This is a genomic window from Streptomyces sp. WM6372 (assembly GCF_001279655.1).
Taxonomy (GTDB): domain Bacteria; phylum Actinomycetota; class Actinomycetes; order Streptomycetales; family Streptomycetaceae; genus Streptomyces.
Map to the genome: position 1 here is coordinate 100,740 of NZ_LGDB01000115.1, position 24,940 is coordinate 125,679.

At 72.6% G+C, this 24,940-nt stretch carries 23 protein-coding genes; 8 read left to right on the plus strand and 15 right to left on the minus strand.

Annotation, left to right across the window (positions count from 1 at the left end; genetic code table 11):
• Window positions 1–86: 86 nt before the first annotated feature.
• Both ADK52_RS10195 and ADK52_RS10200 read right to left on the minus strand, forming a co-directional pair.
• A complete protein-coding gene (locus ADK52_RS10195) occupies window positions 87–740 on the minus strand; it encodes a response regulator (RefSeq protein ID WP_053689433.1) in 654 nt (217 codons plus the stop codon).
• Window positions 737–1,957 (minus strand): sensor histidine kinase, encoded by a 1,221-nt coding sequence (locus tag ADK52_RS10200; RefSeq protein ID WP_420714838.1) that lies wholly within the window; start codon window positions 1,955–1,957, stop codon window positions 737–739. Before ADK52_RS10200 ends, ADK52_RS10195 begins: the two co-directional genes overlap by 4 nt.
• A gap of 166 nt (window positions 1,958–2,123) precedes the next feature.
• Here ADK52_RS10200 and ADK52_RS10205 point away from each other — a divergent pair, with 166 nt between their 5' ends.
• Window positions 2,124–2,693 carry a hypothetical protein gene (locus ADK52_RS10205; protein WP_053689434.1) on the plus strand — a complete coding sequence of 190 codons (570 nt, stop codon included), beginning with the start codon at window positions 2,124–2,126 and terminating at the stop codon, window positions 2,691–2,693.
• A 13-nt stretch (window positions 2,694–2,706) separates the two neighbouring features.
• On the opposite strand, the gene ADK52_RS10210 is transcribed toward ADK52_RS10205, so the two are convergent.
• The gene (locus tag ADK52_RS10210) at window positions 2,707–3,279 is read right to left on the minus strand and encodes a cob(I)yrinic acid a,c-diamide adenosyltransferase (RefSeq protein WP_053689435.1); all 573 of its coding nucleotides are present in this window, start codon (window positions 3,277–3,279) and stop codon (window positions 2,707–2,709) included.
• Between the two features lie 337 nt (window positions 3,280–3,616).
• Here ADK52_RS10210 and ADK52_RS10215 point away from each other — a divergent pair, with 337 nt between their 5' ends.
• The 3 genes from ADK52_RS10215 (at window position 3,617) to ADK52_RS10225 (ending at window position 7,615) form a co-directional block, all read left to right on the plus strand.
• On the plus strand, window positions 3,617–4,465 hold the full coding sequence (locus ADK52_RS10215; RefSeq protein WP_053689436.1) for a 3-hydroxyacyl-CoA dehydrogenase family protein: 849 nt from the start codon (window positions 3,617–3,619) through the stop codon (window positions 4,463–4,465).
• 172 nt (window positions 4,466–4,637) lie between these two features.
• On the plus strand, window positions 4,638–4,961 hold the full coding sequence (locus ADK52_RS10220) for an STAS domain-containing protein (protein WP_030153791.1): 324 nt from the start codon (window positions 4,638–4,640) through the stop codon (window positions 4,959–4,961).
• Between the two features lie 191 nt (window positions 4,962–5,152).
• Window positions 5,153–7,615 carry a hypothetical protein gene (locus tag ADK52_RS10225; protein WP_053689437.1) on the plus strand — a complete coding sequence of 821 codons (2,463 nt, stop codon included), beginning with the start codon at window positions 5,153–5,155 and terminating at the stop codon, window positions 7,613–7,615.
• Between the two features lie 69 nt (window positions 7,616–7,684).
• On the opposite strand, the gene nucS is transcribed toward ADK52_RS10225, so the two are convergent.
• Window positions 7,685–8,356: an endonuclease NucS gene (gene nucS, locus ADK52_RS10230; protein WP_030857179.1), complete on the minus strand. Its 672-nt coding sequence runs from the start codon at window positions 8,354–8,356 to the stop codon at window positions 7,685–7,687.
• Window positions 8,357–8,576: 220 nt separating this feature from the next.
• On the opposite strand from nucS, the gene ADK52_RS10235 reads away from it, so the two are divergent.
• Window positions 8,577–8,969 carry an SCO5389 family protein gene (locus tag ADK52_RS10235; RefSeq protein ID WP_030153794.1) on the plus strand — a complete coding sequence of 131 codons (393 nt, stop codon included), beginning with the start codon at window positions 8,577–8,579 and terminating at the stop codon, window positions 8,967–8,969.
• Between the two features lie 56 nt (window positions 8,970–9,025).
• Here ADK52_RS10235 and ADK52_RS10240 read toward each other — a convergent pair whose 3' ends face one another.
• Window positions 9,026–10,045, minus strand: a complete 1,020-nt coding sequence (locus ADK52_RS10240) for an LLM class flavin-dependent oxidoreductase (RefSeq protein WP_053689438.1) — start codon at window positions 10,043–10,045, stop codon at window positions 9,026–9,028.
• Window positions 10,046–10,286: 241 nt separating this feature from the next.
• On the opposite strand from ADK52_RS10240, the gene ADK52_RS10245 reads away from it, so the two are divergent.
• Complete coding sequence (locus tag ADK52_RS10245) at window positions 10,287–10,613, plus strand: hypothetical protein (protein WP_053689439.1); 327 nt, start codon at window positions 10,287–10,289, stop codon at window positions 10,611–10,613.
• Between the two features lie 15 nt (window positions 10,614–10,628).
• On the opposite strand, the gene ADK52_RS10250 is transcribed toward ADK52_RS10245, so the two are convergent.
• The 7 genes from ADK52_RS10250 to mce form a co-directional block, all read right to left on the minus strand.
• Entirely contained in the window at window positions 10,629–11,489 is an 861-nt protein-coding gene (locus tag ADK52_RS10250) for an ABC transporter permease (protein WP_053689504.1), read from the minus strand.
• The gene (locus ADK52_RS10255; RefSeq protein WP_063783809.1) at window positions 11,486–12,613 is read right to left on the minus strand and encodes an ABC transporter ATP-binding protein; all 1,128 of its coding nucleotides are present in this window, start codon (window positions 12,611–12,613) and stop codon (window positions 11,486–11,488) included. Before ADK52_RS10255 ends, ADK52_RS10250 begins: the two co-directional genes overlap by 4 nt.
• 189 nt (window positions 12,614–12,802) lie before the next feature.
• Window positions 12,803–13,582 (minus strand): ABC transporter permease subunit, encoded by a 780-nt coding sequence (locus ADK52_RS10260; protein WP_053689440.1) that lies wholly within the window; start codon window positions 13,580–13,582, stop codon window positions 12,803–12,805.
• A 2-nt stretch (window positions 13,583–13,584) separates the two neighbouring features.
• Complete coding sequence (locus ADK52_RS10265) at window positions 13,585–14,586, minus strand: ABC transporter ATP-binding protein (RefSeq protein WP_053689441.1); 1,002 nt, start codon at window positions 14,584–14,586, stop codon at window positions 13,585–13,587.
• 149 nt (window positions 14,587–14,735) lie between these two features.
• Window positions 14,736–15,674 carry a cellulose-binding protein gene (locus ADK52_RS10270; protein WP_030153801.1) on the minus strand — a complete coding sequence of 313 codons (939 nt, stop codon included), beginning with the start codon at window positions 15,672–15,674 and terminating at the stop codon, window positions 14,736–14,738.
• Between the two features lie 193 nt (window positions 15,675–15,867).
• The gene (gene scy / locus ADK52_RS10275) at window positions 15,868–20,403 is read right to left on the minus strand and encodes a polarized growth protein Scy (protein WP_053689442.1); all 4,536 of its coding nucleotides are present in this window, start codon (window positions 20,401–20,403) and stop codon (window positions 15,868–15,870) included.
• A gap of 192 nt (window positions 20,404–20,595) precedes the next feature.
• Window positions 20,596–21,024, minus strand: a complete 429-nt coding sequence (gene mce, locus ADK52_RS10280; RefSeq protein WP_048476381.1) for a methylmalonyl-CoA epimerase — start codon at window positions 21,022–21,024, stop codon at window positions 20,596–20,598.
• Window positions 21,025–21,160: 136 nt separating this feature from the next.
• Here mce and ADK52_RS10285 point away from each other — a divergent pair, with 136 nt between their 5' ends.
• Together ADK52_RS10285 and meaB are read left to right on the plus strand one after the other, a co-directional pair.
• Complete coding sequence (locus ADK52_RS10285; RefSeq protein WP_078988207.1) at window positions 21,161–22,357, plus strand: acetyl-CoA C-acetyltransferase; 1,197 nt, start codon at window positions 21,161–21,163, stop codon at window positions 22,355–22,357.
• A gap of 85 nt (window positions 22,358–22,442) precedes the next feature.
• Window positions 22,443–23,402 carry a methylmalonyl Co-A mutase-associated GTPase MeaB gene (meaB, locus tag ADK52_RS10290; RefSeq protein WP_030857200.1) on the plus strand — a complete coding sequence of 320 codons (960 nt, stop codon included), beginning with the start codon at window positions 22,443–22,445 and terminating at the stop codon, window positions 23,400–23,402.
• A gap of 80 nt (window positions 23,403–23,482) precedes the next feature.
• Here the strand turns inward: meaB and ADK52_RS44980 are convergent, their stop codons facing one another.
• From ADK52_RS44980 to ADK52_RS10300, 3 genes are all read right to left on the minus strand, one after another.
• Window positions 23,483–23,557, minus strand: coding sequence for a 50S ribosomal protein bL37 (locus ADK52_RS44980; RefSeq protein ID WP_099895366.1), 75 nt, complete (start codon window positions 23,555–23,557; stop codon window positions 23,483–23,485).
• Between the two features lie 100 nt (window positions 23,558–23,657).
• Entirely contained in the window at window positions 23,658–24,257 is a 600-nt protein-coding gene (locus tag ADK52_RS10295; RefSeq protein ID WP_053689444.1) for a PepSY domain-containing protein, read from the minus strand.
• Between the two features lie 178 nt (window positions 24,258–24,435).
• Complete coding sequence (locus ADK52_RS10300) at window positions 24,436–24,912, minus strand: MarR family winged helix-turn-helix transcriptional regulator (RefSeq protein WP_053689505.1); 477 nt, start codon at window positions 24,910–24,912, stop codon at window positions 24,436–24,438.
• Window positions 24,913–24,940 lie beyond the last annotated feature (28 nt).

Consider the following 24,940-nt stretch of genomic DNA (forward strand, 5'->3'; position numbering starts at 1 on the left):
TCATGGCACGCTCACCACAGTTGCCGCGAGCGTAGAAAGGTCTGGACCAACCGTCAAGAGGTCCAGACCTTCGCTCCGGTGTGCCTCTAGAGGCCCAACTCCTGGGCCAGTACCGCCGCCTGGACCCGGCTGCGCAGCTCCAGCTTCCCCAGCAATCTGCTGACGTGCGTCTTCACCGTCGCCTCCGCCATCTCCAGCCGCAGCGCGATCTCCGCGTTAGAGAGCCCCTCGCCCAGACACCCGAGCACCTCCCGCTCCCGCCGTGTCAGCGAGGCCACCGCCGCGGCCGTCTCCGGCGCCACCGGGGCCTTCACCGGCCGCGGAGCCGCGAACTCGGCGATCAGCCGCCGCGTCACCGCCGGGGCGATCAGGCCCTCCCCGCGCCCGACCGTCCGTACCGCCTCGATCAGCTCCGCCGCGTCCGCGTTCTTCAGCAGGAAGCCCGCCGCCCCCGCGCGCAGGGCGCCGAACACGTACTCGTCCAGGTCGAAGGTGGTGAGGACGAGGACGTCCGCCAGCCCCTCCGCGACCACCTGGCGGGTCGCCGACACCCCGTCGAGCCGCGGCATCTGCACGTCCATGAGGACGAGGTCCGGGCGCAGCTCCCGCGCCAGGCGCACCGCCTCCTCCCCGTCCGCCGCCTCACCCACGACCTCGACGTCGCCCGCGCTGCGCAGGATCAGCACCAGCCCGGCCCGTACGGCCCTCTGGTCCTCGGCCACCACCACCCGGATGCTCATCCGGTCACCGCCTTCTCCTCCGCGGGCAACTCTGCCCGCACCAGCCACACCGATCCCGTACGCCCCGCCGTGAACTCCCCGCCCAGCAGTTCCGTCCGCTCCCGCATGCCGATCAGCCCGGCCCCCGAGCCGGGGGCGCGCGGGCCCGGCCGGTCACCGTACGGGGATTCCACCCGTACGGTCAGCAGCCCGTCCGCGCGCGTCACGCGGACCCGGACCGTGCCCGGGGCCGCGTGCTTGAGGGTGTTCGTCAGCGACTCCTGGACGATGCGGTACGCCGCCAGCTCCACGGGCGCCGGCAGCGGCTCCCCGGGCGGCCGGTCGTCGAACAGTACGAAGTCCAGCCCGCTCGCGGCGCCGTTGACACGGGCCTGCTCCAGCAGGGCGTCGAGCCCGTCGAGGGAGGGCGTGGCGACCGCCTCCTGCTCGGCGCCCGCCTCCCGCAGCAGTCCGATCAGCCGGCGCATTTCGGCCAGCCCCTGCACGCTGTTCTCCCGGATCACCCCGAGGGCCTCGCGGCTCGTCGCGGGGGAGTCGATGGACAGCGCGGCCGTGGAGTGGATGGCGATGGCGGAGAGGTGGTTGGCCACCATGTCGTGCAGCTCGCGGGCCATCCGGGCGCGCTCGGCGACGACGGCCTGGCTGCGGTCCATTTCGGCCAGCAGCGCGGTCTGCTCGGCGCGCAGCCGGGCGGCCTCGGCGGCCTCGCGGTGGTTGCGCAGGGTGGCGCCGGTCAGGGCCGGGCCGAAGCACACGATGCCGGTGATCACGCCGATCATCAGGGCCTGCGGGGTGCGCAGCCAGGCCACCGAGGCGATGGTGACGGCGATGGTGACCAGGCCGGTGGTGACCGGGAGCCGCCGGGCCATGGCGGGCTTGCCGTAGACGACGGCCGCGTACATCAGGTCGGTGAAGATCAGGACGGTGCCCAGGTTCCCCACGGTGAACTGGTCGGCGACCACACCGATCGTGCCGACGGCCAGGGTGACGTTGGGCGCGGTGCGGCGCAGCAGTTCCATCGGGCCGAGGGCGAGGAGCGGGACGAGGGCGGCCCACGCGGGGAAGAAGTGCCGGTTGTTCGTGCTGTAGATGCCGAGCGACCAGAGCAGCAGGCCCGCGAGCACGCTGAACACCGCGAGGAGGACGTCGTCGCGGTGGGGGCGGAAGGTCCTGGCGGGCGTCGCGGGGGCGATGGGCGGGGTCACGGTCCCATCCAACAGGGTGGGGGAGGGCCGGGCGTCGCCGCCGGGGTGGATGCCGGGCGGTGCGGCACTACACCGAAGGATGCAGTCACGGTTCGTCACCGGCGACGACGAGGCGGTGCGGATCGCGCGGGAGGCTGGATCCCGTGGTTGTCGAAGCGCCAACGGAAGGGAGAATCCAGTGCTCGTCGCACTGATCATCGCCTGCGAGGTCGGCTTCTGGGTGCTGCTGGCCGGCGGACTGGCGCTGCGCTACCTCGCGAAGCTGCCGAGGCTGGGGGCGGCGGTCCTGCTGTGCGAGCCGCTGCTGGAGCTGGTCCTGCTGGTCGCCAGTGCCGTGGACCTCAAGAACGGGGGCGAGCCGAGCTGGACGCACGGCCTGGCCGCGCTGTACATCGGCTACACCGTCGGCTACGGCCACTACACGGTGAAGTGGCTCGACCGGCACGCGGCGTACCGCCTCGCCGGGGGCCCGAAGCCGCCCGGCCCGAAGTACGGCAGGGCCAGGGCCGTCCACGAGTGGCAGCTGTGGATCCGCACGCTGGTCGCGGCGGCCGTCGCGCTCGGGCTGCTCCAGGGCGCGATCTGGTACGTGGGCGGCGCGGCCGACACCGGCAGCCTGCAGAGCTGGCAGTACGTCGCCCTGCGCGTGCTCGGCATCCAGGCCGTGATCGCCGCCACGTACACGTTCTGGCCGCGCAAGCCTCCCGCGGACCGGCCGCGGGAGGAACGGGCCGCGGCCGAGCGCTAGGCCGGGGTGTCCGCTAGCGCTCGCCGCCGGGCACCCAGAGGACGTCGCCGACCTCCTTGTTGGCCGTACGGGCCAGGATGAAGAGGAGGTCGGAGAGGCGGTTGAGGTAGGTCGCGGTCAGCGGGTTCATCACCTCGCCGTGCACCTCCAGGGCCGCCCAGGTGGAGCGCTCGGCGCGGCGGACCACGGTGCAGGCCTGGTGCAGCAGGGCCGCGCCGGGGGTGCCGCCGGGAAGGATGAAGCTGCGCAGCTTCTCCAGCTGCTCGTTGTAGGTGTCGCAGTCGGCTTCGAGCTTGTCGACGTAGAACTGCTCGACGCGCAGCGGCGGGTACTCGGGGTTCTCGACGACCGGAGTGCAGAGGTCGGCGCCGACGTCGAACAGGTCGTTCTGTACCCGTACCAGGACCTTCACGACATCCTCCGGCAGCCCGCCGAGGGCGATCGCCGTGCCGATGGCCGCGTTGGCCTCGTTGGCGTCGGCGTAGGCGGAGATCCGCAGGTCGGTCTTGGCCGTCCGGCTCATGTCGCCGAGAGCGGTCGTGCCCTTGTCGCCGGTGCGGGTGTAGATGCGCGTGAGGTTCACCATGCGGCCAGCCTAGTGAGCCGCCCGCAGAAAGGGCAGGCGGTCCTGCCCGCCGAGACGTCCGCTGCATCGCTGCCCGCGCCTGGACGGCCCTGGATCCGGGGCACCTGGAGGCCGCCGAGTGGCGGTTGGGCCGGCCGGAGGCCATCGACGAGCGGTACCGCTCCGGCGCCGGTGCGTGAACTGGCTGCGGTCGGGGGGATGCTGGGCCGGATCGGTGTGATGTCCGTCAGTTGAGACGTGACGCGTGTTACTTCGCGGTCACACGAACCCCCGCTGGCGCTAGTCTCCGCCGGAGAGGCTACGAGACTGGGCCGTATGGAAGAACGTGGGGTGTGCAGTGGCTGGGAAGCTCGCCGTCATCGGTGCCGGACTGATGGGTTCCGGAATCGCTCAGGTCTCCGCTCAGGCGGGGTGGGACGTCGTACTGCGTGATGTCACCGACGCCGCGCTGACCCGCGGCACCGACGGCATCAAGGCCTCGTACGACAAGTTCGTCTCGAAGGGCAAGATGACGGCCGAGGACGCCGAAGCCGCGCTCGCCCGCATCAAGACCACCACCGACCTCGACGCGGTCGCCGACGTCGACATCGTCGTCGAGGCCGTCTTCGAGAAGCTCGAGGTCAAGCACGAGATCTTCCGCGCGCTCGACAAGCTCGTGCGCGACGACGCGATCCTCGCGTCCAACACCTCCGCCATCCCGATCACCAAGATCGCGGCCGTGACGGAGCGTCCGGAGCGCGTCGTCGGCGCGCACTTCTTCTCGCCCGTCCCGATGATGCAGCTCTGCGAGCTCGTCCGCGGCTACAAGACGAGCGACGAGACCCTCGCGACCACCCGCGCGTTCGCCGAGTCCGTCGGCAAGACCTGCATCGTCGTCAACCGCGACGTCGCCGGCTTCGTGACGACCCGTCTGATCTCCGCGCTGGTCGTCGAAGCCGCGAAACTGTACGAATCGGGCGTGGCTTCCGCCGAGGACATCGACATCGCCTGCAAGCTGGGATTCGGCCACGCCATGGGGCCGCTCGCCACCGCCGACCTCACCGGCGTCGACATCCTGCTGCACGCCACCAGCAACATCTACACCGAGTCCCAGGACGAGAAGTTCGCGCCGCCGGAGCTCATGCGCCGCATGGTGGACGCCGGCGACATCGGCCGCAAGAGCGGTCAGGGCTTCTACAAGCACTGAAGCGACACTGAGCGCCAGTTCGAATATCCGCACCCGCACGGGTGAATTAGGTATCGGTTCGCTCACGGTCGGCAACCTCGCTGCCCGAACGGCAGTCAGATGCAGTGAGAGTTGCCGACCGCGGACCAGTCGGATCCCTACGTACCCGTACCCAGGACTGCCGGGAGCACATATGCACATCAGGGGCGACCACGCCGAACTCGCTGTCGGGGGCCGCCTCGACGTGCGCAGCGCGGCGGACGCCCGTACGGCCCTCCACACCGCCCTCGACGACGGCCACGGCGACCTCGTGCTGGACCTCACCGGTCTCGACTCCTGGGACGCGACCGGGCTCGGCGTGATCATGGGAGCCCACCGGCGGGCCGGCCGGACCGGCCGCCGCCTCGTCCTGCGCGGAGTGCCGCCGCAGATGCAGCGCCTCCTCGTCGCCACCCGGCTGCACCGCATCCTCGCGATCGAGGGCGGACTGGAAGCGGAATCCCTCCCGAGGGTCTGACACGGTCACCGTCCACCCTTCCTGCGGAAACGTAACGGTCCGGTGGTGATGGCACCCCTGCGGTTCCGTGCACGACCGGGCACCGTCTAGGGTTCGGGCGGAAACCGGACCCGTAGCGACAGCGGAATGTGCGAAGGCCGGACGGTACGACACGACGGCGACGGCGCAGGGCGCGATCGGGGGACTAGGTCATGGACCGCACGCAGGGGCAGCCCGAACCGGTGGAGCAGCCCGCGACGGCACCCGTGCCTCCGGGCGCGGCGTCCGCGCCTTCGGCGACGGCTTCGGCGGCGCCCGCACCGGCAGCCGCCGGCCCCGCCGTCGCGCGCGTCGTCACCCTCACCGCCGGGGACTTCACGCTCACCGTGAACCCCGTCGACGGCAGCGAGATCGAACCGCGCCGGCCCGGCACCGGCGGCAGCGCCCCCGCCAAGCGCGACGCCGCCGGCCGCGCCGCCCGGGACGCCGCCGGGCGGCCGCCCCTCCTGCCCGGACCGGCCGCCCCCGCCCCGCCGCTCCTCGCCCGCGAGGAGGAGCGCGAGCGCCTCGTACGGCTGCTGGGCCGCGGCCGTTCCGTACGGCTGACCGGACCCGCCGGCTCCGGCCGCAGCGCCCTGCTCGACGCGGTCGCCGCCGACTGCGCGCGCCTGGCGCCCGACGGCGTCGTACGGCTCAGCGGGTACGGGCACCAGCAGCCCGGCGAGCTGCTGCACGCGCTGTACGCCGCCGTGTACGAGGCCTCGCAGGAGCGCCCCGAGCGGACCCAACTCCTCGCCCGGGTGCGGGACATCGGCGCCATCGTGCTCCTCGACGACCTGGAGATGGGCGGCGCCGCCCTCGACGAGCTGCTGCGCGCCACCCCGGAGTGCGCCTATCTGCTGGCCGCCACCCCCGACACCCGCGCCCCCTCCGACGACTCGCACCTGGAGGAGGTCTTCCTCGCCGGGCTCGGCAAGGCCGACTGCGTGCAGCTGCTGGAAGCGGGCATAGGCCGGGCGCTGACCGAGGACGAGACCGCCTGGGCCGGCGACCTGCGGTTCGCGTCCGAGGGACTGCCGCTGCGCTTCGTCCAGGCGGCGGCGCTGCTGCGCCAGCGCGATGGGCGAAACCTTTCCTCAGCGGGGGACGAGGACGAGGAACCCGGAGTCTTCGAGGAGCGGCCGCGCGACGCCGCGTTCGTGGCGCTGCCGACGCTGGCCGAGGGCGCGGCCCCCGCCGAGCTGCTGGCCTCCCGGGTCAGCGAGTCGGCGCGGGCGGCGCTGCGGATCGCGTGCGCGCTGGGCGGGGAGCTCCCGCACCACGCCCACCTGCCGGCGCTCGTGGGGGACACCCACGCCGACGCGGCGGTCGCGGAACTGCTGGGCTGCGGACTGCTCACCCCGGTCGGCACCCGCTACCGGCTGGCCGCCGGGGTCGCGCGGCAGCTGGAGGAGGCCGGGTACGGGGACACCGCGGCGGAGGAGGCCCGTACGGCGGCCCGCCACTACGCCTGGTGGACCGGACACGCCTCGGTGACCCCGGAGCGGGTCGCGGCGGAGGCCGACGCGGTGCTGGCGGCGCTGGCCGGCGCGGACGTGGTGGCCGCCGTACTGCTGGCCAGGACCGCGGCCCCGGCGTTCGCGGCCGCGCGGCACTGGGAGGCGTGGGAGCGGGTGCTGCGCTCGGGGGCCGAGGCCGCGCGGAAGGCGGGAGAGGTCGCGGAGCAGGCGTACTTCCACCACGAGCTCGGCGTACTCGCACTGTGCGAGGGGCGCCTGGACCGGGCGCGGGCCGAACTGGAGGCCTCCATAGGCCTGAAGGGCGCGCTCGCCGACAAGCGGGGCACGGTGGCGGGGCGGCGGGCGCTCGCGCTGGTCGCCGACCGCGAGAAGGCGGGGGTGGAGGTGTCACCGCCGCTGCGGCTGGAGCCGCCGGCGCCTGCGGGTCCTGAAGGGACGGCGGGGGCCGCGGGGGCCACGGGTGCTGCGGAGGCCGTGACGGCGGCGCTGCCGGCGGCCGCGCCCACGGCGCCGCTGGGGGTGCCGGTGGCGCAGGTGGCGCCGGCGGCACCTGTGGCACCCGTCGTGCCGGTGATCGGCCGCTCGCAGGCCCCGACGACCCTCACGGAGGTGTTCGAGGAGGCCTTCCCCCTCACCCCCAAGCCGGCGCCGCCGGTGGCGCCCGTGCCCGCGCCGGCGCCGCGCAAGCAGCCGCGCCGCAAGCCGGTGCTGCTGGCGGCGGCGGGAGCGCTGACGGTGGCGGCCCTGGGCACGGTGATGGCCCTGGCGATGACGGGCTCGGACGGCGACCCGCAGACCCCGGCGGGCGGGGACGGCCCGGCGGTGTCGTCGACGCCGACGTCCGGGGCGACGGTGCCGGGCGTGCCGGGCACGAGCGGGAACGATCCCGTGGCGGACCCGGGAACTCCGGCCCCCGAAGCCTCGGATCCGGGTTCCCCGGAATCGGCCGTCACCCCGGACCCGAACCAGCCGCCGCGCCCCCCGTCGCGCAAGCCCGTCTCGCCGCCGCCGTCGCAGAAGCCGTCCTCGACCGGACCGAAGCCCCCGTCGCCGGACCCCTCGCCGACGCCGCCGACCACGGAGCCCACGCCGCCGGCCCCGACTCCGACACCCACCGCGACGGCCACACCGGCCAGCCCGTCGGCGACGGCGTAGACCGCGCGGGGCGGGCCCGGGCAGGCCCGGGCAGGCCCGCCCGGGGCCCGGCCGGGCGCGGCGCGGCCGTCAGAACAGGCGGAGCTTGTCGTCCTCGATGCCGCGGAGGGCGTTGTAGTCCAGCACCACGCAGTCCATGCCGCGGTCCGTGGCCAGAACGCGGGCCTGGGGCTTGATCTCCTGGGCCGCGAAAACGCCGCGCACCGGTGCCAGATGCGGGTCCCGGTTCAGGAGCTCCAGGTAGCGGGTCAGCTGCTCGACGCCGTCGATCTCGCCGCGCCGCTTGATCTCCACGGCCACCGTCGCGCCGGAGGCGTCCCGGCACAGGATGTCCACCGGCCCGATCGCCGTCATGTACTCGCGGCGGATCAGGGTGTAGCCGTCGCCCAGCGTTTCGATGCGGTCCGCCAGGAGCTCCTGGAGGTGTGCTTCCACGCCGTCCTTGATCAGACCCGGGTCGATGCCCAGCTCGTGGGAGGAGTCGTGGAGGACTTCCTCCATGGTGATGATGAGCTTCTCGCCCGCCTTGTTGACGACCGTCCAGACGCCGGCCTCGTCCCCGCTCCCCTCCTTGAGGGTGCAGGGGGGCGACATCCAGTTGAGCGGTTTGTACGCCCGGTCGTCCGCGTGGATCGAGACACTGCCGTCGGCCTTCACGAGGATCAGACGGGGTGCCGAGGGCAGATGGGCGGTGAGCCGGCCCGCGTAGTCGACGGAGCAGCGGGCAATGACGAGACGCATGGTCGGCAACGCTACTCGACGAGAAGGCCTCCACGCGATTCGCCCCCGAAAGCCCCGTTCGCGGATGGCGCGTTGTATGCGCATTCTCCTGGTGCGGCACCCACGGGGCGCCTACCGTGGTGAGCGGGAGGTGGCGGAGCGTGCACTCTGCGTCGCGGCCTCCTTCCCTGCCCGTAAGACTCCGGCAACCCAAACGGCCGGGGTCGCGAGAGGAGAACCCATGTCGCTCGACGTCTCACCGGCCCTACTCGAACAGGCCGAGCGAGGCGAGGTCGACGAAGCCGCTTTCGTCGACTGCGTCCGGACCTCCCTGCCCTTCGCATGGGAGATGATCAGCTCGCTGGTGGCACAGCTGAAGGTGGACGGCGGAGAGTTCGCCGACAACCAGACGCCGCCGCCCGACGAGCAGGCGCGTGGGCAGCTGCTGCGCGCTCTCGCGAGTGACGCGATACGTGGTGCGCTGCAGCGGCACTTCGGGGTGCGCCTGGCGTTCCAGAACTGCCACCGGGTGGCCGTGTTCCCGCTGGATCCCTCGTCGGACGACCGGCTCGCCAAGTTCACTTCGATCCGTGGCCAGCTGCTCAACCAGTCGCCCGAGCTCCGGGACTGCTGACCGACCGTACTCCGCTGCCGCTCCGTATCGGGGGAGGTGATACCGGGGCGGCAGCCTCAGCCGAGACGGGGCAGGACCTCGGCGCCGAGGCGCCGTACGTTCTCCTCCGTCGCGGCGAGATCCCCGGAGCCCTCCGCCAGCAGCGCGAACCGCGTGATGCCCGTCCGCTCCGAGGTGGCCGCCAGCCGGTTCGCCGCCAGCCGCGGGGTGCCCACGGGGTGCAGATCGCACAGCAGCTCGGTATAGGCGACGGGATCCCGCATCGCGCGCACCCGGCCGTCCACCGTCACGTGCGCGTCCAGCCCCTGCTTCAGCCAGCCCGGCATCGCCTTCAGCAGCGCCTCGCGGGCGTCCGCCGTACGGTCCGCCAGCTGGCACACGCCGGCCGACACGTGCGGGGCGTGCGGGTCGTGGCCCGCCGCCGCTGCCGTCCGCCGGTACAGCGCGACCATCTCCGCCTTGTCCTCGTCCCCGCAGTGCATGCCCAGCAGCATCGGCAGCCCCCGCTCCGCGGCCAGCCGCACCGACGCCGGGGAGGTGCACGCGACGATCACTTCCGGCCCTGATCCGTCCCCGTCCAGCGCCTCCGACGGACGCGGTACGACGGCCACTTCGCGGAACCCGTACCGCTCGCCGGCGGCCGCCACCCGCGGCTCGGCCAGCCAGCGCCGCAGCAGGTCCAGCCCCTCCGGGAACTCCTTCTCGTAGGCGTCCAGGCCGCCGCCGAACACCTCCAGGTCCACCCAGGGCCCGCCCCGGCCCACCCCCAGCGTGAACCGGCCGCCCGAGGTCAGGTGCAGCAGCGCCGCCTGCTCCCCGAGGGCCACCGGGTGCGTGTTCGGCAGCACGCTGACCGCCGTTCCCACCCGCAGCCGCCGCGTCCGCCCCAGCAGCAGTGCCGCCAGGGTCACCGCCGACGGGCAGACCCCGTACGGGACGAAGTGGTGCTCGGCGAGCCACACCGAGTCGAGCCCCGCCTCCTCGGCCACCTCGGCGGTCCGCACCGCCCGGTGCAGCGCCTCCCCCTGCCCCTGGCCCGGGAACTGGGCCGCCAGTACAAACGCTCCTACGCGCATCGCCTTTACCCTCCTCGTGGCTGACGCGGCCTCCCCCAGGTGGACCGGTTCATCTGATGACAACAACGTCTGACACGTGCCAAAGGCACGGCCTGACACGAAAGTTATTGGGATAGTCAGGCCGGCCGGCTGCGAGCGCGTCGCCGTCGGCCTGCCTCTGTCAGCCACCCTGCGGGTACCCGGCCTCGCTGCGCGTAGTCTGGGAGAAAGTCACTTCGGTCCGCCCCTACGTGAGGTATACGTGTCACCGCGCCACAACCGCCCCAGGGGCGGCGAGACTCCGGAAGAACGCCCTTACACCGGCCTCGACCGCTTCGGGCTGGAGAGCACGGAGGAGTACCAGGGCGAGCAGTGGAAGGTCCGGCACGTCGCGGGCGCCAGCGCGGCGGGCAAGCGCTACCGCTGCCCGGGCTGCGACCAGGAGATCCCCTCGGGCACCCCGCACCTGGTGGCCTGGCCGGAGTACGGCGGCGTGGACGACCGCCGGCACTGGCACAAGGCGTGCTGGAACGCGAAGGACCGCCGCACCTCTCGGGTGCAGCGGTCCAGGAACGCTCCCAAGTACTGACTCCCGCGTACGGGATCAGACGTCGCGGCGGCCGACCACCGCGTACGAGCCCGCCACCGAGGCTCCCGTCACCAGCACGATCAGCAGCACCTGGGCCGCGCTGCCGGGCGAGTTCCCGGTGTCGGCGCCCGACAGGCCGAACAGCCTCATGAGGGCGACCGGGGCGTTGTAGCGGAGCACGGTGCTGCCGATCGGGGCCAGGGTCTCCCACATGCTGAGCATCGCCCCTATCACCGGCGGCAGCGTGACCAGCCCCAGCATCACGGCGATCGCCCCGGCGGAGTGCCGCAGCATCGCCCCGACCGCGAGTCCCAGCACCCCGAGCAGGGTGACGTAGAGGCAGCCGGCCAGCGCGTGGGTCCACTCGGAGGCGCCGTGCGGCCCGGCGGCCGAGCCGCCCCGCAGGATCGCGGAGGCCAGTCCCACGACCGCCACCGAACCGGAAATGGTGAGGAAGGCGGTGGTGGCGAACACCAGGTACTTCGCGGTCAGCACCCGCGCCCGATCGGGGGCGGCGGTCAGGGTCGTACGGATCATCCCGGTGCCGTATTCGGAGGTGATCGTCAGGACGCCGAGCACCATCACGGGGATCTGGCCCACCAGCAGCCCGAACAGCGCGGGCGCGGTGAGCGGCACCTCCCGGTAGTCGCTGGAGCGCGTCTCGGAGACGGCGAGCAGCCCGATGCCGACGACGAGCAGCACCAGCGAGCCGAGCGTCCACACGGTCGAGCGCACCGAGATCAGCTTCGTCCACTCGGAGGCCACGGCGTGCCCGAGGTGCGGCCGGGGCGTCTCCAGCGGCGAGCTGTAGCTCTTCGGCCGCGCCGCCGTGCTCGTAGGGCTCGCGGGGCTCGCGGGCGTCGTGGGGCCGGTCATCGGGTGTCCTCGCGGGTGTCCTTGGGGGTGTTCTGTGCGGTCCCGGCGAGCTGGCCGGGGTCGGCGGGCATCAGGAAGGGCTGGCCGCCCGCCCCGGGCGGCGGGGGAGCGAAGAAGGAGCCCCGCGGCACCTCCGGCGCCTGGAGCTCGTCCTCCCAGGCGGGGACGGTGAGCGGCTCCGGCTCCCACAGCTCGGCGCGCGGGTCCTCGGTGGAGGTGTACTCCACGTCGGCCTGGGTCATCCGCATGTAGGCCTCCTCCAGCGAGGCCCGGTGCGGGGACAGCTCCCACAGCCGTACGCCCGCCTCGTGGGCGAGGTCGGAGATCCGCGGCAGCTCCAGGCCGGTCACGCGCAGTGCCCCGTCGGGCTCCTGGAGCACCCGGCCGCCGGCCTTGGTCAGGGCTTCACCCAGTGCATCCCGGCCACCGTGATCATTGTCGGCCGCGCGCACCCGCGCGAATCCGGCCGAGTTGTGCGCGATGAATTCCTGGGTGCCCATGTCGGCCAGCAGCCGCCCGCGGCCGATCACGATGAGGTGGTCGGCGGTCAGCGCCATCTCGCTCATCAGGTGTGAGGAGACGAACACCGTGCGGCCCTCGGCGGCGAGCCGGCGCATGAGGGTGCGGACCCAGAGGATGCCCTCGGGGTCGAGCCCGTTGACCGGCTCGTCGAACAGCAGCACCTGGGGGTCGCCGAGGAGTGCGGCGGCGATGCCGAGCCGCTGGCCCATGCCGAGCGAGAAGCCCTTCGTACGCTGCCGGGAGACGCCCTGGAGGCCGACGACCGCCAGCACCTCGTCCACGCGCTTCTCGGGGATGCCGGAGAGCTGGGCGAGGGAGAGCAGGTGCCTGCGGGCCCGGCGGCCGCCGTGCACGGCCTTGGCGTCGAGCAGGGCCCCGACGTGCCGCTGGGCGTTCGGCAGCTGCCGGAAGGGCAGGCCGTTGATCGTCACGCTGCCCGCCGTGGGCCGGTCCAGGCCGAGGATCATGCGCATGGTGGTGGACTTCCCGGAGCCGTTCGGCCCCAGGAATCCCGTCACGTGACCCGGCCTGACCTGGAAGGACAGCTGGTCGACGGCGGTCTTGGCGCCGTAGCGCTTGGTCAGGCCGACAGCCTCGATCATTGCTCTGCCTCTGCTCTGCCCCTTGCCAGGACCGGACGGCTTTCGTCCGCGTAAGGGTTAAGAGGATATCGAGTCGCCTACGGTTCCACCCCGGGCCGGATCCCTGAGCTCACCCTGACTCGACCCGGGGATGACCCGTAGTACCTGCGGCCGTCCGTCGCACGACGGACGGCCGCAGGCCCGTACGGCTCAGGCGTCGCGCTTCTTCAGCACCAGGTAGCCCCCGAGTACGGCGGCCAGCACCCACAGGGCCATGATCCCGAAGCCGCCCCACGGTCCGTAGGGGGCCTCGCCGCTGTCCATCGCACCCGGGACCACCTGCATGATCTTGGATCCGGCCTGGTCCGGGAAGTACTGGGCGATCTTCCGGGTGGCGCTGACCGCCCCGAGGATCGTCGAGACCAGGAAGAAGAACGGCATCAGGATGCCGAGCGACAGCATCGAGCTGCGCAGGATCGTCGCCACGCCCATCGAGAAGAGGGCGATCATGGCCATGTAGAGGCCGGCGCCGATCACGGCGCGCAGCACGTTCGGCTCGTCGATGCCGATGCTGCGGTCGCCCAGGATGGCCTGTCCCAGGAAGAAGGACAGGAAGCTGGTGACGAGGCCCACGGCCAGCGCGAGGCCGGTGGCCACGATGAGCTTGCCGGCCAGGAAGTTCGCCCGGCGCGGTACGGCGGCCAGCGAGGTGCGGATCATGCCCGAGCTGTATTCGGTGCCGACCACCAGCACACCGAAGACGATCATGGCGAGCTGGCCGAGGGTCATGCCCGCGAAGCTGGCCAGGGTCGGGTCGAAGGTGACCTGCTGCTCCTTCGGCATGTCGTTGAAGGTGGCGTTGAAGACGGCGCACAGGCCGGCGCTCACGCCGACCGTGACCACCAGCGCCGCGACCAGGGTCCAGGTGGTCGAGGCGACGGTGCGGATCTTGGTCCACTCGGACCGGAGAACGGCGGGGAAGGAGGACATGGTCACTGCCCGCCCTTGCGCGTCGCCTCGTACCCGGCGCCCCACGCGGGGGCGTCGGCGGCGGGGCCGGGCCCCGGGGGCAGCCCCGGCTCTCCCGGTGCGTGGGCGTGGTACTCGACGGAGTCCGCCGTCATGCGCATGAACGCTTCCTCCAGTGAAGCCCGTTGCGGGCTGAGTTCGTGCAGCACGATCTGGTGCTGGGCGGCCAGTTCGCCGAGCTGCTCCGGGCCGACCCCGTCGATCTCCAGCACGCCGGTGGCCGGGACGCTGATGGCGTCGATACCGGCTTCGTGCAGGACGTCCTTGAGCCGCTCCTGCTGCGGCGAGCGCAGCCGGACGTAGCTGCGCGAGTTCTTGTGAATAAAATCAGCCATCGACATGTCGGCCAGAAGCTTTCCCTGGCCGATGACGATCAAATGGTCCGCGGTCAGCGCCATTTCGCTCATCAGGTGGGACGAGACGAAGATCGTCCGCCCCTCGGACGCCAAGCCCTTCATAAGATTTCTGATCCAGAGAATTCCCTCCGGGTCCAGACCATTGACGGGCTCGTCGAACATGAGGATCTCCGGGTCGCCCAGCAGCGCGGAGGCGATTCCCAGCCGCTGGCCCATGCCCAGCGAAAATCCTTTCGACTTCTTCTTCGCCACCGGCGTCAGCCCGACAAGATCCAGTACCTCCGCGACCCGGCGCTCCGGGATGCGGTTCGACTGGGCAAGGCAGAGAAGGTTGTTGTAAGCGCTGCGCCCGCCGTTCATGGCTTTCGCGTCCAGCAGCGCACCGATGTGCTTCAGCGGCTCCGGCAGGTCCCGGTAGTGCTTCCCGTCGATCCGGACCGTGCCGCTGGTCGGGTTGTCGAGGTCGAGCATCATGCGCATGGTCGTGGACTTCCCGGCCCCGTTGGGGCCGAGGAAGCCGGTCACCACCCCCGGTTTGACCTGGAAGCTGAGGTGGTCCACGGCGGTCTTCGCGCCGAATCGTTTCGTAAGGCCCTCAAGCTCGATCATGCCGCTTACGCTAGAACGCCCGAGGGCCCCACGCCACCTCAAACAGGTGACATAGGGCCCTCGGGCAGGACGTTCGTCCACGGACCGGTAGACGGCGGCCGTCCGACCGGTCGACCGCCGGTGAACTGCCGTACGTACCAGTGCGCGTACTAGCGGCTCTGCTGCGCCGGAACGCCGCGCGTGACCGGCTCGTCGTCGACGATCGGGTTGGCCGCCGCGACGGCCGCACCGGTCAGCGTCGCCAGCATCTCGCGGACGTTGGTGAGCTGGGCGTTGATGGAGTCGCGGCGGTTGGTGAGCGCCGCCAGCTCGCGCTCGGACTCGCTGCGGATGCGGTCCGCCTTCGCGTTGGCGTCGGCGACGATGTCCTCGGCCTGGCGCTGCGCGGTCTCGACGGTCTGGCGGGCGCGGCGCTCGGCGTCCGTACGGAGCTTCTCGGCCTCCAGGCGCAGCTGCTCGGCGCGGTGCTCGATTTCCGCGAGGCGCTTCTCGGCCTTGGCCTGACGCGAGGCCAGGTCGCGCTCGGACTGCTCGCGGCGCTTGGCAAGGTTGGTCTCGAAGTCCGCGGCGGCCTGGGCGGCCTTGGCGCGGGTCTCCTCGAACAGGGCGTCGGCCTCCTCGCGCTTGGAGGCCGCGTCCTTCTGGGCCTCGGCGCGCAGGGTGGAGGCGTCGCCCTTGGCCTTCTCGACGATGCGGACGCCCTCGTCCTCCGCCTTCGACTTGCGGTCCGCGGCGAACGACTCGGCGTCGTTGCGCACCTGCTGGGCAGCCGACTCGGCGAGCTCGCGGTGCTGCTCGGCCGCGCGACGGGCCTCCTCGCGCAGGTCCTTCGCCTCCTCCTCGGCCAGGCGCAGGATCTTCTCGACCCGGGCGCCGAGGCCGGCGTACGACGGTTCGGCGTCGCTCACCTGGGCCTGGGCGTTCTGCGTCTCGAGGTGTAGCTCCTCGATCCGCTTTTCCAGAGAGTTGATACGTCCAAGGGCGCTGTCGCGGTCGGAGACCAGCTTGGTAATGCGGTCGTCCACCTGACCGCGGTCGTAACCACGCCGCACGAGCTCGAAGCCGAAGGGGGAGGAAGTGTCGCTCATGGGGTTCCTGTCGAATGAGACCGATGAGGTGCTACGTGAGGTGTTAGGGGAATCCTAGGCGCCCGAGCGGCGTGTCATCGAGTCAATCCACGTTTGATCTGGACAATGACACCCCTTTTGAGTGGCAAGGCGGCAGAATGCTTGTCACTCGTTCGGCTGAATCTTCATCAGGAACACACATCCTGATCGATTGCTAGCCCTCCGACGCCTTGCCACCTGAACGAGTGGAACCGGCTGCGGCTCCCGCCTTCACGCCCCCTGCGCCCTGACCGCCGACCGCCGGCTTTCCGCCGCCCGAAGGCGCCTCGAATGATTCCAACGCCTCAAGAACGTCCTGGACACGGGAGATCTCCGCCTGAATGTCCTCGCGCCTGCGCACCAGGACCTCCAGCTCGCGACGCCCCTCGTCGACCAGCCGCTCCGCCTCCGCCTTCGCCTCCGCGAGGGCCTTCTCGGCCTCCCGCGTCAGCTCGGCCTTCTTCTGTTCGGCCTCCTTGAGCAGCGCCTCCGCCTTGCGCACCGCGGCGATCCGGACCTTGCTCGCCTCGCTGCTCGCGTCCGACACCAGCGCCTTGGCCTTCGCCTCGGCCTCGACGCTCTGCTCGGTCGCCGCCCGCACCAGCTTGTCCACGCGCTCGCCGGCCGACTTCATCTGCTCGGCGGACTCCCGGCGGGCCCGCTCGTGCAGCTCCTCGACCTCGCCCTCGACGCGGGAGCGCAGCTCCTCCGCCCGCTCCCTTATGGCGGCCGCGTCCGTGCGGGCGCCGACCAGCAGCTCGTCCGCGTCCGTACGGGCCTTCTCCACCAGGGAGTTGCCCTCGACCGTCGCCTCGGACGAGATCCGCGCGGCCTCCTTGCGGGCCGCGTCGACCATCGCGTCGGCCTGCTCCTCGGCCGCCGTCGTCGCGGCCAGGGCCTGCGCCTGCGCGTCGGTGGTGAGCTTGTCCGCCTCGGACGCCGCCTCGGTGATGAGCCGGTCCACCTGCTCCGCGGCTTCGCTGCGCCGCTTGTTGGCGGCTTCGCGGGCCTCGTCCAGCAGCCGCTCGGACTCCGTACGGGCCTCCGTACGCGTGCGCTCCGCCGCCGTCGCGGCCGCGGCCTTGACGCGCTCGGCCTCCGACCGGGTACGGGTCGCGTGCTCCTGCGCCGAGGCCAGGGCCTCCGAGGCCTCCGCCCGCAGCCGTTCGGCCTCGGCCTGCGCCTCGCCGACCGTACGCTCGTTGTCCCTGCGGGTCTGCTCGGTGAGCTTGTCCGCCTCGGACGCCGCCTCCGTGATGAGCCGGTCCGCCTGCTCGGCGGCCTCGCCGCGCAGCCGGCCCGCCTCCGCGCGCGCCTCGTCGAGGGTCTGCTCCGACTCCCGCTCGGCGCTCGCCAGCGTCTCGTTCGCCGCGACCGTGACCCGGTCGGCCTCCGCGGTGGCCTCGCCGATGATCCGGCCGCCCTCCGCACGGGCGTCGTCCAGGGTCCGCGCCGCCTCGGCGCGCAGCCGTTCGGCCTCGGCCGCGGCCTCGCCGACCGTGGCCTCGTTGGCCGCACGCGTCTCGTCGACCAGCCGGTCGCCCTCGTTGCGGGCGTCGACCAGGACCCGCGCCGCGTCCCGCTCGGCCGCGGCCAGCATGTCGGACGCCTGCCGGGTGAGCCGCTCGGCCTTCGCCGTCGCCTCCCCGACCGCGGCCTCGTTCGCCGCGCGCGTCTGCTCGGTGAGCTTGTCCGCCTCGGAGGCGGCCTCGGTGATGAGCCGGTCCGCCTGCTCGGCGGCCTCCGTACGCAGCCGGTTGGCCTCGGAGCGGGCCTCGTCCAGGGTGCCCGCCGCCTCGGCGCGGGTGGCGTCGGCCGCCAGGACCGCCTCGGTGGTGAGCCGGTCGGCCTCCGCCGCGGCCTCGCCGACCGTCACCGCGTTCGCGGCCTCGGTCTCGTCGGTCAGCCGCTTGGCCTCCGCCGTCGCCTCCGCGACGATCCGGCCGCCCTCGGCACGCGAGGCCTCCAGGGCCTCCGCCGCCTCGCCGCGGATCCGGTTCGCGTCGTTCCGGGCATCGGCCTTGGTACGGGCCGCGTCGCGCTCGGCCGCGGCCAGCGCGTCCGTCGCCTCCGTACGCACCCGCTGGGCGTACTCGGCGGTGTCGCCGCGCAGCTGCTCCGCCTCGGCGATCGCGTCGCCGACCGTACGCTCGGCCAGCGCCTTCGCCGCGTCCGTCTCCGCCCGCGCCTCGGTACGGATCCGGTTGGCGTCCTCGGTGGCCCGCTCGCGCTCGTCGTAGGCGTCCGCGCGGACCCGCGCGGCCTCCTCCTCGGCCTCCGTCTTCGTACGCTCCGCCACGTGCTCGGCGGCGCTGCGCAGCCCGGTGATCTCCTCCTCGGCCTCCTCGCGCAGACCGGCCACGGAGTCCCGCACCTGCTGGGCGGTGGCCTCCGCCGCCGACACCAGCTCCGCGGCGCGCCGCTCCGCCTCCTCGGTCAGGCGGGCCGCCTCGGCCTGCGCCTCCTCGGAGCGCTTGCGGGCCGAGGCCAGCAGCTCCTCGCTCTGCTCGCGGGCCTGGGCCCGCTCGCTGTCCGCGTCCGTACGGGCCGACGCGAGGGTCTCCTCGGCCTCCCGGCGGCGCCGGGCGGCCTCCTCCTGCGCGGCGGCCAGCGCCTCGGCGGCCTCCGCGGCGACCCGCTCGGCGGCGGCCTTCGCCTCCGCGCGCAGCCGGTCCGCGGTCTCCTTGGCCTCCGAGCGCACCCGCTCCGCCTCGGACTCCGCCTCGCTGCGCAGCCGTACGGCGACCTGCTCGGCCTCCGCGCGGGTACGCCCGGCGTCTTCCGCCGCGTCCGTGCGCAGCTGGTCGGCCTCCGCCTCCGACTGCGCCTGGAGGCTGCGGATCCGCTCCGCCGACTCGGCGCGCAGCCGGTCGGCCTCCTCGGCGGTCTCCCGGCGGATGTTCTCCGCCGCACCGCGGGCGTCGCGCAGCGTCTGCTCGGCCGTGCCCAGCCGGCTCTCGGCCTCCGTGTGGAGGCGTACGAGCTCCTCCTCGGCCTCCGCACGCTTCGCCGCGAGGGCCTGCTCGGTCTCCTCGCGCCGCGCCCGCGCCGCCGCGTCGGCCTCGGCCCGTACCGACTCCGCCTGCTCCTCGGCCTCGCCGCGCAGCCGCTCCGCCTCGGCGCGGGTCCGCTCCAGCGTCTCCTCGGCCTGCTTGCGCAGCGTGGTGGCCCGCTCGACGGCCTCGGCGCGGACCCGCTCGCTCTCGGCGCTCGCCCCGCCGCGCAGCTCGTCCGCGTCCGACTTGGCCTTGCCCAGCAGCTCCTCGGCGGTCCGGGCCGCCTCCTCGATCTGCTGGACGGCCTCGCGGCGCGCCTCGCCGCGGATCCGCTCGCCCTCGGCGACGGCCTCCGCGCGCAGCTGCTCGGCCTCGCCGCGCAGTCGCCGGGCCTCCTCCTGGAGCTCGACGGTCCGGGCCCGGTACTCCTCGGTGTCGTCCTTCGCCGCGCCCTTGAGCTCGTCGGCCGTGGCCGCCGCCTGGGCGCGCAGCCGCTCCGACTCGGACTCGGCCTCGCGGCGGATCCGCTCCGCCTCCTCGGACGCGGCGCGGGTGGTGGCCCGCGCGTCCTCGGAGGCCTTGTTCAGTACGTCCTCGGCGGTGCGGGCCGCCTTCGCCAGCTGGGCGGCCGTGTCCTCGGCCGCCGCCGCGCGGGCCTGCTCCGCGGCCTCCGCGCGCAGCCGCTCGACGCCGGCGCGGGCGTCGGCGAGGGTCTGCTCGGCCTCGGCCTTGAGGACCTCGGCCTCCTTCGTGGCCTCGCCGACCAGCCGGGCCACCTGCTCCTTGGCCGTGCGGGTGCGCTGCTCGTTCACCGACTCCGCCGAGGCGAGCTGCCGGGCGGCGCTCTCCTTGGCGTCCGCGAGGAGCTTCTCGGCCTCGGTGCGCGCGGTGCGCAGGGCGCCGTCGGCCTCCTGGACCCGCTGCTCGGCCACCCGGCCGAGGTCGAGGGTCTGCTGCCGGGTCTGCTCGGCCTCGGCGGTGGTGCTGCTGCGCAGCCGCTCGGCGTGCTCGGTGGCCTCCTGGGCCTGCGCGGAGGCGGCGGTCAGCAGCCGCTCGGCCTCCTTGCGGGCGCGCAGCAGGGTCGCCTCGGTCTCCGCACGGGCGGCCTCGGCGTCGGCGGTCAGCCGGCGGCGGGTCTCCTCGGCGATGCGGGCGGCCTCGGCACGGGCGGCGTTCAGGGACTGCTCGGCCTCGGCGCGGGACTCGTCCATGAGCCGGCGGGCCTGGGACTCCGTACGGGCGCGCAGCTGCTCGGCCCAGGCCACGTTCTCGTTGACGTGCGCCTCGACGGTCTGGCGGCGCTCGTTGAGCTCCTGGTCCAGGCGCTGGCGGCGGTTGACGGCCTCGGCGTGCAGCTCGGCCTGCAGGCGCGCCTGGTGCTCGGCGTGCTCCTGGAGGATGCGCTGCGTCTGGGCCCGGGCGTCGCGCAGTTCGCGCTCGGCGTCCGAGCGCATCTGGTCGGCCTGAATCTGGGCATTGCGGAGCAGCTGCTCCGCCTGGTAGCCCATGTCCGCACTGTCGTAGGCGGGGCGGGACGCCAGATTGCGGCGCACCTCGTGGAGCTTGGCGCGCAGCACCTCGACTTGGTAGCCGAGGTCTTCGGCGTGCTGGACGGCCTTCCCGCGCTCCTTCTTCAGCCGCTCCATCTCGGCTTCGAAGCGCGAGAGATGGTCGGCTTCAGCCTGATGGCTCTCCTGGCTTTCGTAGCCCCGCACAGCGCGGTCCCATCCGTCCCCTGGTCGCAAGCTCACTCCCAATTGAGCATCGCTCGCCCGCTGAACGACGCCCCCGGGGAATGGTGTCAGATACCGGGGCAGGGGTCACAGGCCCCGACCCCGTCTCCGCACCGAACCCCGGCCGAGCCATGGCCACTCTACCGGCCGGGGAATCGGGCCATCAGTGGTCCATCAATGGTCGGGGTTGGAGGTGACCAGTTCGGTGAGGACTCCGTGGCAGTCCTTGGGGTGCAGGAAGGTGATCGAGGAGCCCATGGAGCCCGTGCGGGGCTGGTCGTAGAGGACCCGGACGCCCTTGCCGCGGATGGCCTCCGAGTCGCCGAGGACGTCCTCGGTGCCGAAGGCGATGTGGTGCACGCCCTCGCCGTTCTTGGCCAGCCACTTGCCCACCGCGGAGTCCTCGCGGGTGGGTTCGAGGAGCTGGAGGTAGGAGGCGCCGCCGTCGGAGGTCTCGTTGATCTTGAGCATGGCCTCGCGGACGCCCTGCTCCTCGTTGACCTCGGTGTGGAACACCTCGAAGCCGTACGTGGCACGGTAGAACTCGACAGTCTTGTCCAGGTCGAAGCAGGCGATCCCGATGTGGTCGATTCTTGTCAGCATGGGACCAGTGCACCGCTGCGGAGGGTGGTCACGCAACGTGCCAGCGATCACACCGACTGCCCGGTGACGGCGCGGGTACCGCTCAGTACATTCATGTAAACCCTCGTTCACCCTCATCTTCAAGGGGCTGTGCTCCATGTCCGGAACGAACAACACCACGTCAGTGATCGTCGCCGGGGCCCGCACCCCCATGGGGCGGCTGCTCGGCTCGCTGAAGTCCTTCTCGGGCGCCGACCTCGGCGGCTTCGCCATCAAGGCCGCGCTGGAGCGGGCCGGCATCGCCGGCGACCAGGTGCAATACGTGATCATGGGCCAGGTGCTGCAGGCCGGCGCCGGCCAGATCCCCGCCCGCCAGGCAGCGGTCAAGGGCGGCATCCCCATGAACGTCCCGGCGCTCACGATCAACAAGGTGTGCCTCTCCGGCCTCGACGCGATCGCTCTGGCCGACCAGCTCATCCGTGCGGGCGAGTTCGACATCGTGGTCGCGGGCGGCCAGGAGTCCATGACCAACGCCCCGCACCTGCTGCCGAAGTCTCGAGAGGGCTTCAAGTACGGCGCGATCGAGATGCTGGACGCGATGGCCTACGACGGCCTCACCGACGCCTTCGAGAACATCGCGATGGGCGAGTCCACCGAGAAGCACAACACACGCCTGGGCATCGAGCGCGCCCCGCAGGACGAGTTCGCCGCCGCCTCGCACCAGCGGGCCGCCGCCGCGCAGAAGAACGGCGTCTTCGAGGCCGAGATCACCCCGGTCGAGATCCCGCAGCGCAAGGGCGAGCCGGTCCTCTTCTCGCAGGACGAGGGCATCCGCCCGGAGACCACGGTCGAGTCCCTCGGCAAGCTGCGCCCGGCGTTCGCCAAGGACGGCACGATCACGGCCGGCACCTCCTCGCAGATCTCCGACGGCGCCGCCGCCGTGGTCGTGATGAGCAAGGCGAAGGCCGAGGAGCTGGGCCTGGAGTGGATCGCCGAGATCGGCGCCCACGGAAACGTGGCCGGTCCCGACAACTCGCTGCAGTCGCAGCCGTCGAACGCGATCCTGCACGCCCTGAAGAAGGAGGGGCTCCAGGTCTCCGACCTGGACCTCATCGAGATCAACGAGGCCTTCGCGGCGGTCGCCGTGCAGTCAATGAAGGATCTCGGCGTGACCCCGGAAAGGGTGAACGTCAACGGTGGCGCCATTGCCCTGGGCCACCCGATCGGCATGTCCGGCGCCCGCGTCGTGCTGCACCTGGCGCTGGAGCTGAAGCGCCGGGGCGGCGGGGTCGGCGCGGCCGCGCTGTGCGGTGGCGGCGGCCAGGGCGACGCCCTGATCGTCCGCGTTCCCTGAACGGCGCGGTCCGAAGAAGCAGGACCGCCCCGTACCCGTACCCGAGAAGCCGTATCCGCAGCGAGAACCGAGGAGCGCAGCACGTATGACGGTGGACGTCCCCCAGCTGGTGGCCCAGGCGCGTGAGGGCAGGCCGAGAGCGGTGGCCCGGCTGATCTCGCTGGTCGAGGGGGCGTCCCCGCAGCTGCGCGAGGTGATGGCGGCCCTGGCCCCGCTGACGGGCGGGGCGTACGTGGTGGGCCTGACCGGCTCCCCGGGCGTCGGCAAGTCCACGTCCACCTCGGCGCTGGTCTCCGCGTACCGCAAGGCAGGCAAGCGGGTCGGCGTCCTCGCCGTCGACCCGTCCTCGCCGTTCTCCGGCGGTGCGCTGCTCGGCGACCGGGTCCGGATGTCGGACCACGCCTCCGACCCGGGGGTCTACATCCGCTCCATGGCCACCCGCGGCCACCTGGGCGGCCTGGCCTGGGCCGCCCCGCAGGCGATCCGGGTGCTGGACGCGGCCGGCTGCGAGGTGATCCTGGTCGAGACGGTCGGGGTCGGGCAGTCGGAGGTGGAGATCGCCTCGCAGGCCGACACCTCGGTGGTGCTGCTGGCCCCCGGGATGGGCGACGGGATCCAGGCCGCCAAGGCGGGGATCCTGGAGATCGGCGACGTGTACGTGGTGAACAAGGCGGACCGGGACGGCGCCGACGCCACCGCCCGGGAGCTGAACCACATGCTGGGCCTCGGGGAGTCCCGGGGCGCGGGCGACTGGCGGCCGCCGATCGTCAAGACGGTCGCGGCGCGCGGCCAGGGCATCGACGAGCTGGTCGAGGCCCTGGAGAAGCACCGGGCGTGGATGGACGAGCGCGGGGTGCTGGCCGAGCGGCGTACGGCCCGGGCCGCGCGCGAGGTGGAGACGATCGCGGTGACGACCCTGCGGGCCCGGATGGCGGACGTGCGCGGGGACGCGCACCTCGACGCCCTCGCGGCCCGGGTCGCGGCCGGTGAGCTGGACCCGTACGCGGCGGCGGACACCCTGCTGGCGACGCTGACGGAGTCCTGAGCGGCCGTACGGCGTACGCACGCGAGAGCCGCGCCCCGTTCCTGCGGGGCGCGGCTCTCGTACGTCTGCGGACGGAACGGTCAGGCGTTGGGACGCTTGCCGTGGTTCGCCTTCTTCTTCTTGCGTGCTCGCTTCTTGTTGCCGCGCTTGGCCATGACGCCACTCCCTCGAAGATCGGGGTAATCCGGGCGTTCGCCAGTCTAGGGGCGCCCGATCCGGTCCGCACGGGAACCCGCGGACCGGCGCGTGTGCGTGTCAGTTGCCGTCGTTGCCGTCGTTGCCGCCGCCGTCGTCGTTGCCGTCGCCGTCCGAGTCCGATCCGGACACCGTCGCCTTGCCCGACGCGGCGTCGACGTGGACGTTGGTGGTCTTGTCGCCGGACTTGACCTGGACGTTCCAGTAGCGGGAGCCGTTGTCGTCATCGTCGTCCCATTCCACGGACCAGACCTGGCCGGAATGGGCGGCGACGGCCGCCTTCATCGCCTGCTGGGCGGTCACCTTCGCGGCGACCACCGCCTTGTTCCCGCCGTCGTCGTCGCTGTTGTCGTCCGCGTTCTCGGTGAACACCTTGCCGCTGCGGGTGTCGACCGTCAGTTCCGCGTGCTTGCCGTTCTTGGCGATGACGTCGACGTGCCAGACGGCGCCGTCCTTGTCGACGGACTCCACGACACCCGGGTACTTCTTCAGCGCCGCGGCGACCGCGCCCGCGGCGTCCACGTCGGCGCGGGCCGGGGCGGCCGCGGGGGCGGTTCTCGCCGCGTCGGCCGTGTGCGCGGCGGCGGCCGCCGCCGGGCCCCCGGCCAGCAGGACCACGGCCGCGGCCGTGGAAACGTACGCCGTGTGCTTGCGGTGCATGGCTGACCTCCTCTGGCCGGCCATGCGCTTACGGTGGCTCGGCGGGCGGCCGGCGAGCGAGCGTTACCACCCATTCTCCGGGCCGCCGCCCCGGACGGCACCCCGGATCGGGTGCCGTCCGGCCGGTGCCGGTGCCGGTGCCGGCACCGGGCCGTGTCGGGCCGGCGCCGGGCCGCTGTCAGGCCTTGCCGCGCTGGTCCCGCAGGTGCGTCGCGACCGGCTCCAGCGAGGCGCGCAGCGCCGCCAGGGCCTCCGGCGGCAGCAGGTCGATGAAGTGCCGGCGGACGGACGCCACGTGGTGCGGGGCGACCTTCCGCATGAGCTCCATGCCCTCGTCGGTCAGGACGGCGTACAGCCCCCGGCGGTCGGACTCGCAGTTCACCCGGACGACCAGGCGCGCCGTCTCCATGCGGGTGATCTGGTGGGACAGCCGGCTCTTGGACTGGAGCGTCGACGTCGCGAGATCGCTCATCCGCATCCGGTGGCCCTCCGACTCCGAGAGGTTCACCAGGATCTCGTAGTCGTTGTTGGTGAGTCCGAACGGCTGGAGATCCTTTTCCAGCTGGTGCATCAGCAGTCTGCTGACGTCCAGGTGGGTGCGCCAGGTGCACTGCTCGGCCTCGGTCAGCCAGCGTGTGGCCGTCTCGGTCTCCATGGTCTCCATGAATGAACTCTACCTAAGA

Excerpts from the sequence above, each read along its gene's own strand:
- ADK52_RS10295 (WP_053689444.1), bottom strand. The coding sequence starts at position 24,257 with ATGCACCGCAAGCACACGGCGTACGTTTCCACGGCCGCGGCCGTGGTC.
- ADK52_RS10250 (WP_053689504.1), bottom strand. The coding sequence starts at position 11,489 with ATGACCGGCCCCACGACGCCCGCGAGCCCCGCGAGCCCTACGAGCACG.
- ADK52_RS10240 (WP_053689438.1), bottom strand. The coding sequence starts at position 10,045 with ATGCGCGTAGGAGCGTTTGTACTGGCGGCCCAGTTCCCGGGCCAGGGG.
- ADK52_RS10255 (WP_063783809.1), bottom strand. The coding sequence starts at position 12,613 with ATGATCGAGGCTGTCGGCCTGACCAAGCGCTACGGCGCCAAGACCGCC.
- ADK52_RS10220 (WP_030153791.1), top strand. The coding sequence starts at position 4,638 with ATGCACATCAGGGGCGACCACGCCGAACTCGCTGTCGGGGGCCGCCTC.
- meaB (WP_030857200.1), top strand. The coding sequence starts at position 22,443 with ATGACGGTGGACGTCCCCCAGCTGGTGGCCCAGGCGCGTGAGGGCAGG.
- ADK52_RS10195 (WP_053689433.1), bottom strand. The coding sequence starts at position 740 with ATGAGCATCCGGGTGGTGGTGGCCGAGGACCAGAGGGCCGTACGGGCC.
- ADK52_RS10225 (WP_053689437.1), top strand. The coding sequence starts at position 5,153 with ATGGACCGCACGCAGGGGCAGCCCGAACCGGTGGAGCAGCCCGCGACG.
- nucS (WP_030857179.1), bottom strand. The coding sequence starts at position 8,356 with ATGCGTCTCGTCATTGCCCGCTGCTCCGTCGACTACGCGGGCCGGCTC.
- mce (WP_048476381.1), bottom strand. The coding sequence starts at position 21,024 with ATGCTGACAAGAATCGACCACATCGGGATCGCCTGCTTCGACCTGGAC.
- ADK52_RS10260 (WP_053689440.1), bottom strand. The coding sequence starts at position 13,582 with ATGTCCTCCTTCCCCGCCGTTCTCCGGTCCGAGTGGACCAAGATCCGC.
- ADK52_RS10265 (WP_053689441.1), bottom strand. The coding sequence starts at position 14,586 with ATGATCGAGCTTGAGGGCCTTACGAAACGATTCGGCGCGAAGACCGCC.
- ADK52_RS10235 (WP_030153794.1), top strand. The coding sequence starts at position 8,577 with ATGTCGCTCGACGTCTCACCGGCCCTACTCGAACAGGCCGAGCGAGGC.
- ADK52_RS10285 (WP_078988207.1), top strand. The coding sequence starts at position 21,161 with ATGTCCGGAACGAACAACACCACGTCAGTGATCGTCGCCGGGGCCCGC.
- ADK52_RS10300 (WP_053689505.1), bottom strand. The coding sequence starts at position 24,912 with ATGGAGACCGAGACGGCCACACGCTGGCTGACCGAGGCCGAGCAGTGC.
- ADK52_RS10270 (WP_030153801.1), bottom strand. The coding sequence starts at position 15,674 with ATGAGCGACACTTCCTCCCCCTTCGGCTTCGAGCTCGTGCGGCGTGGT.
- ADK52_RS10210 (WP_053689435.1), bottom strand. The coding sequence starts at position 3,279 with ATGGTGAACCTCACGCGCATCTACACCCGCACCGGCGACAAGGGCACG.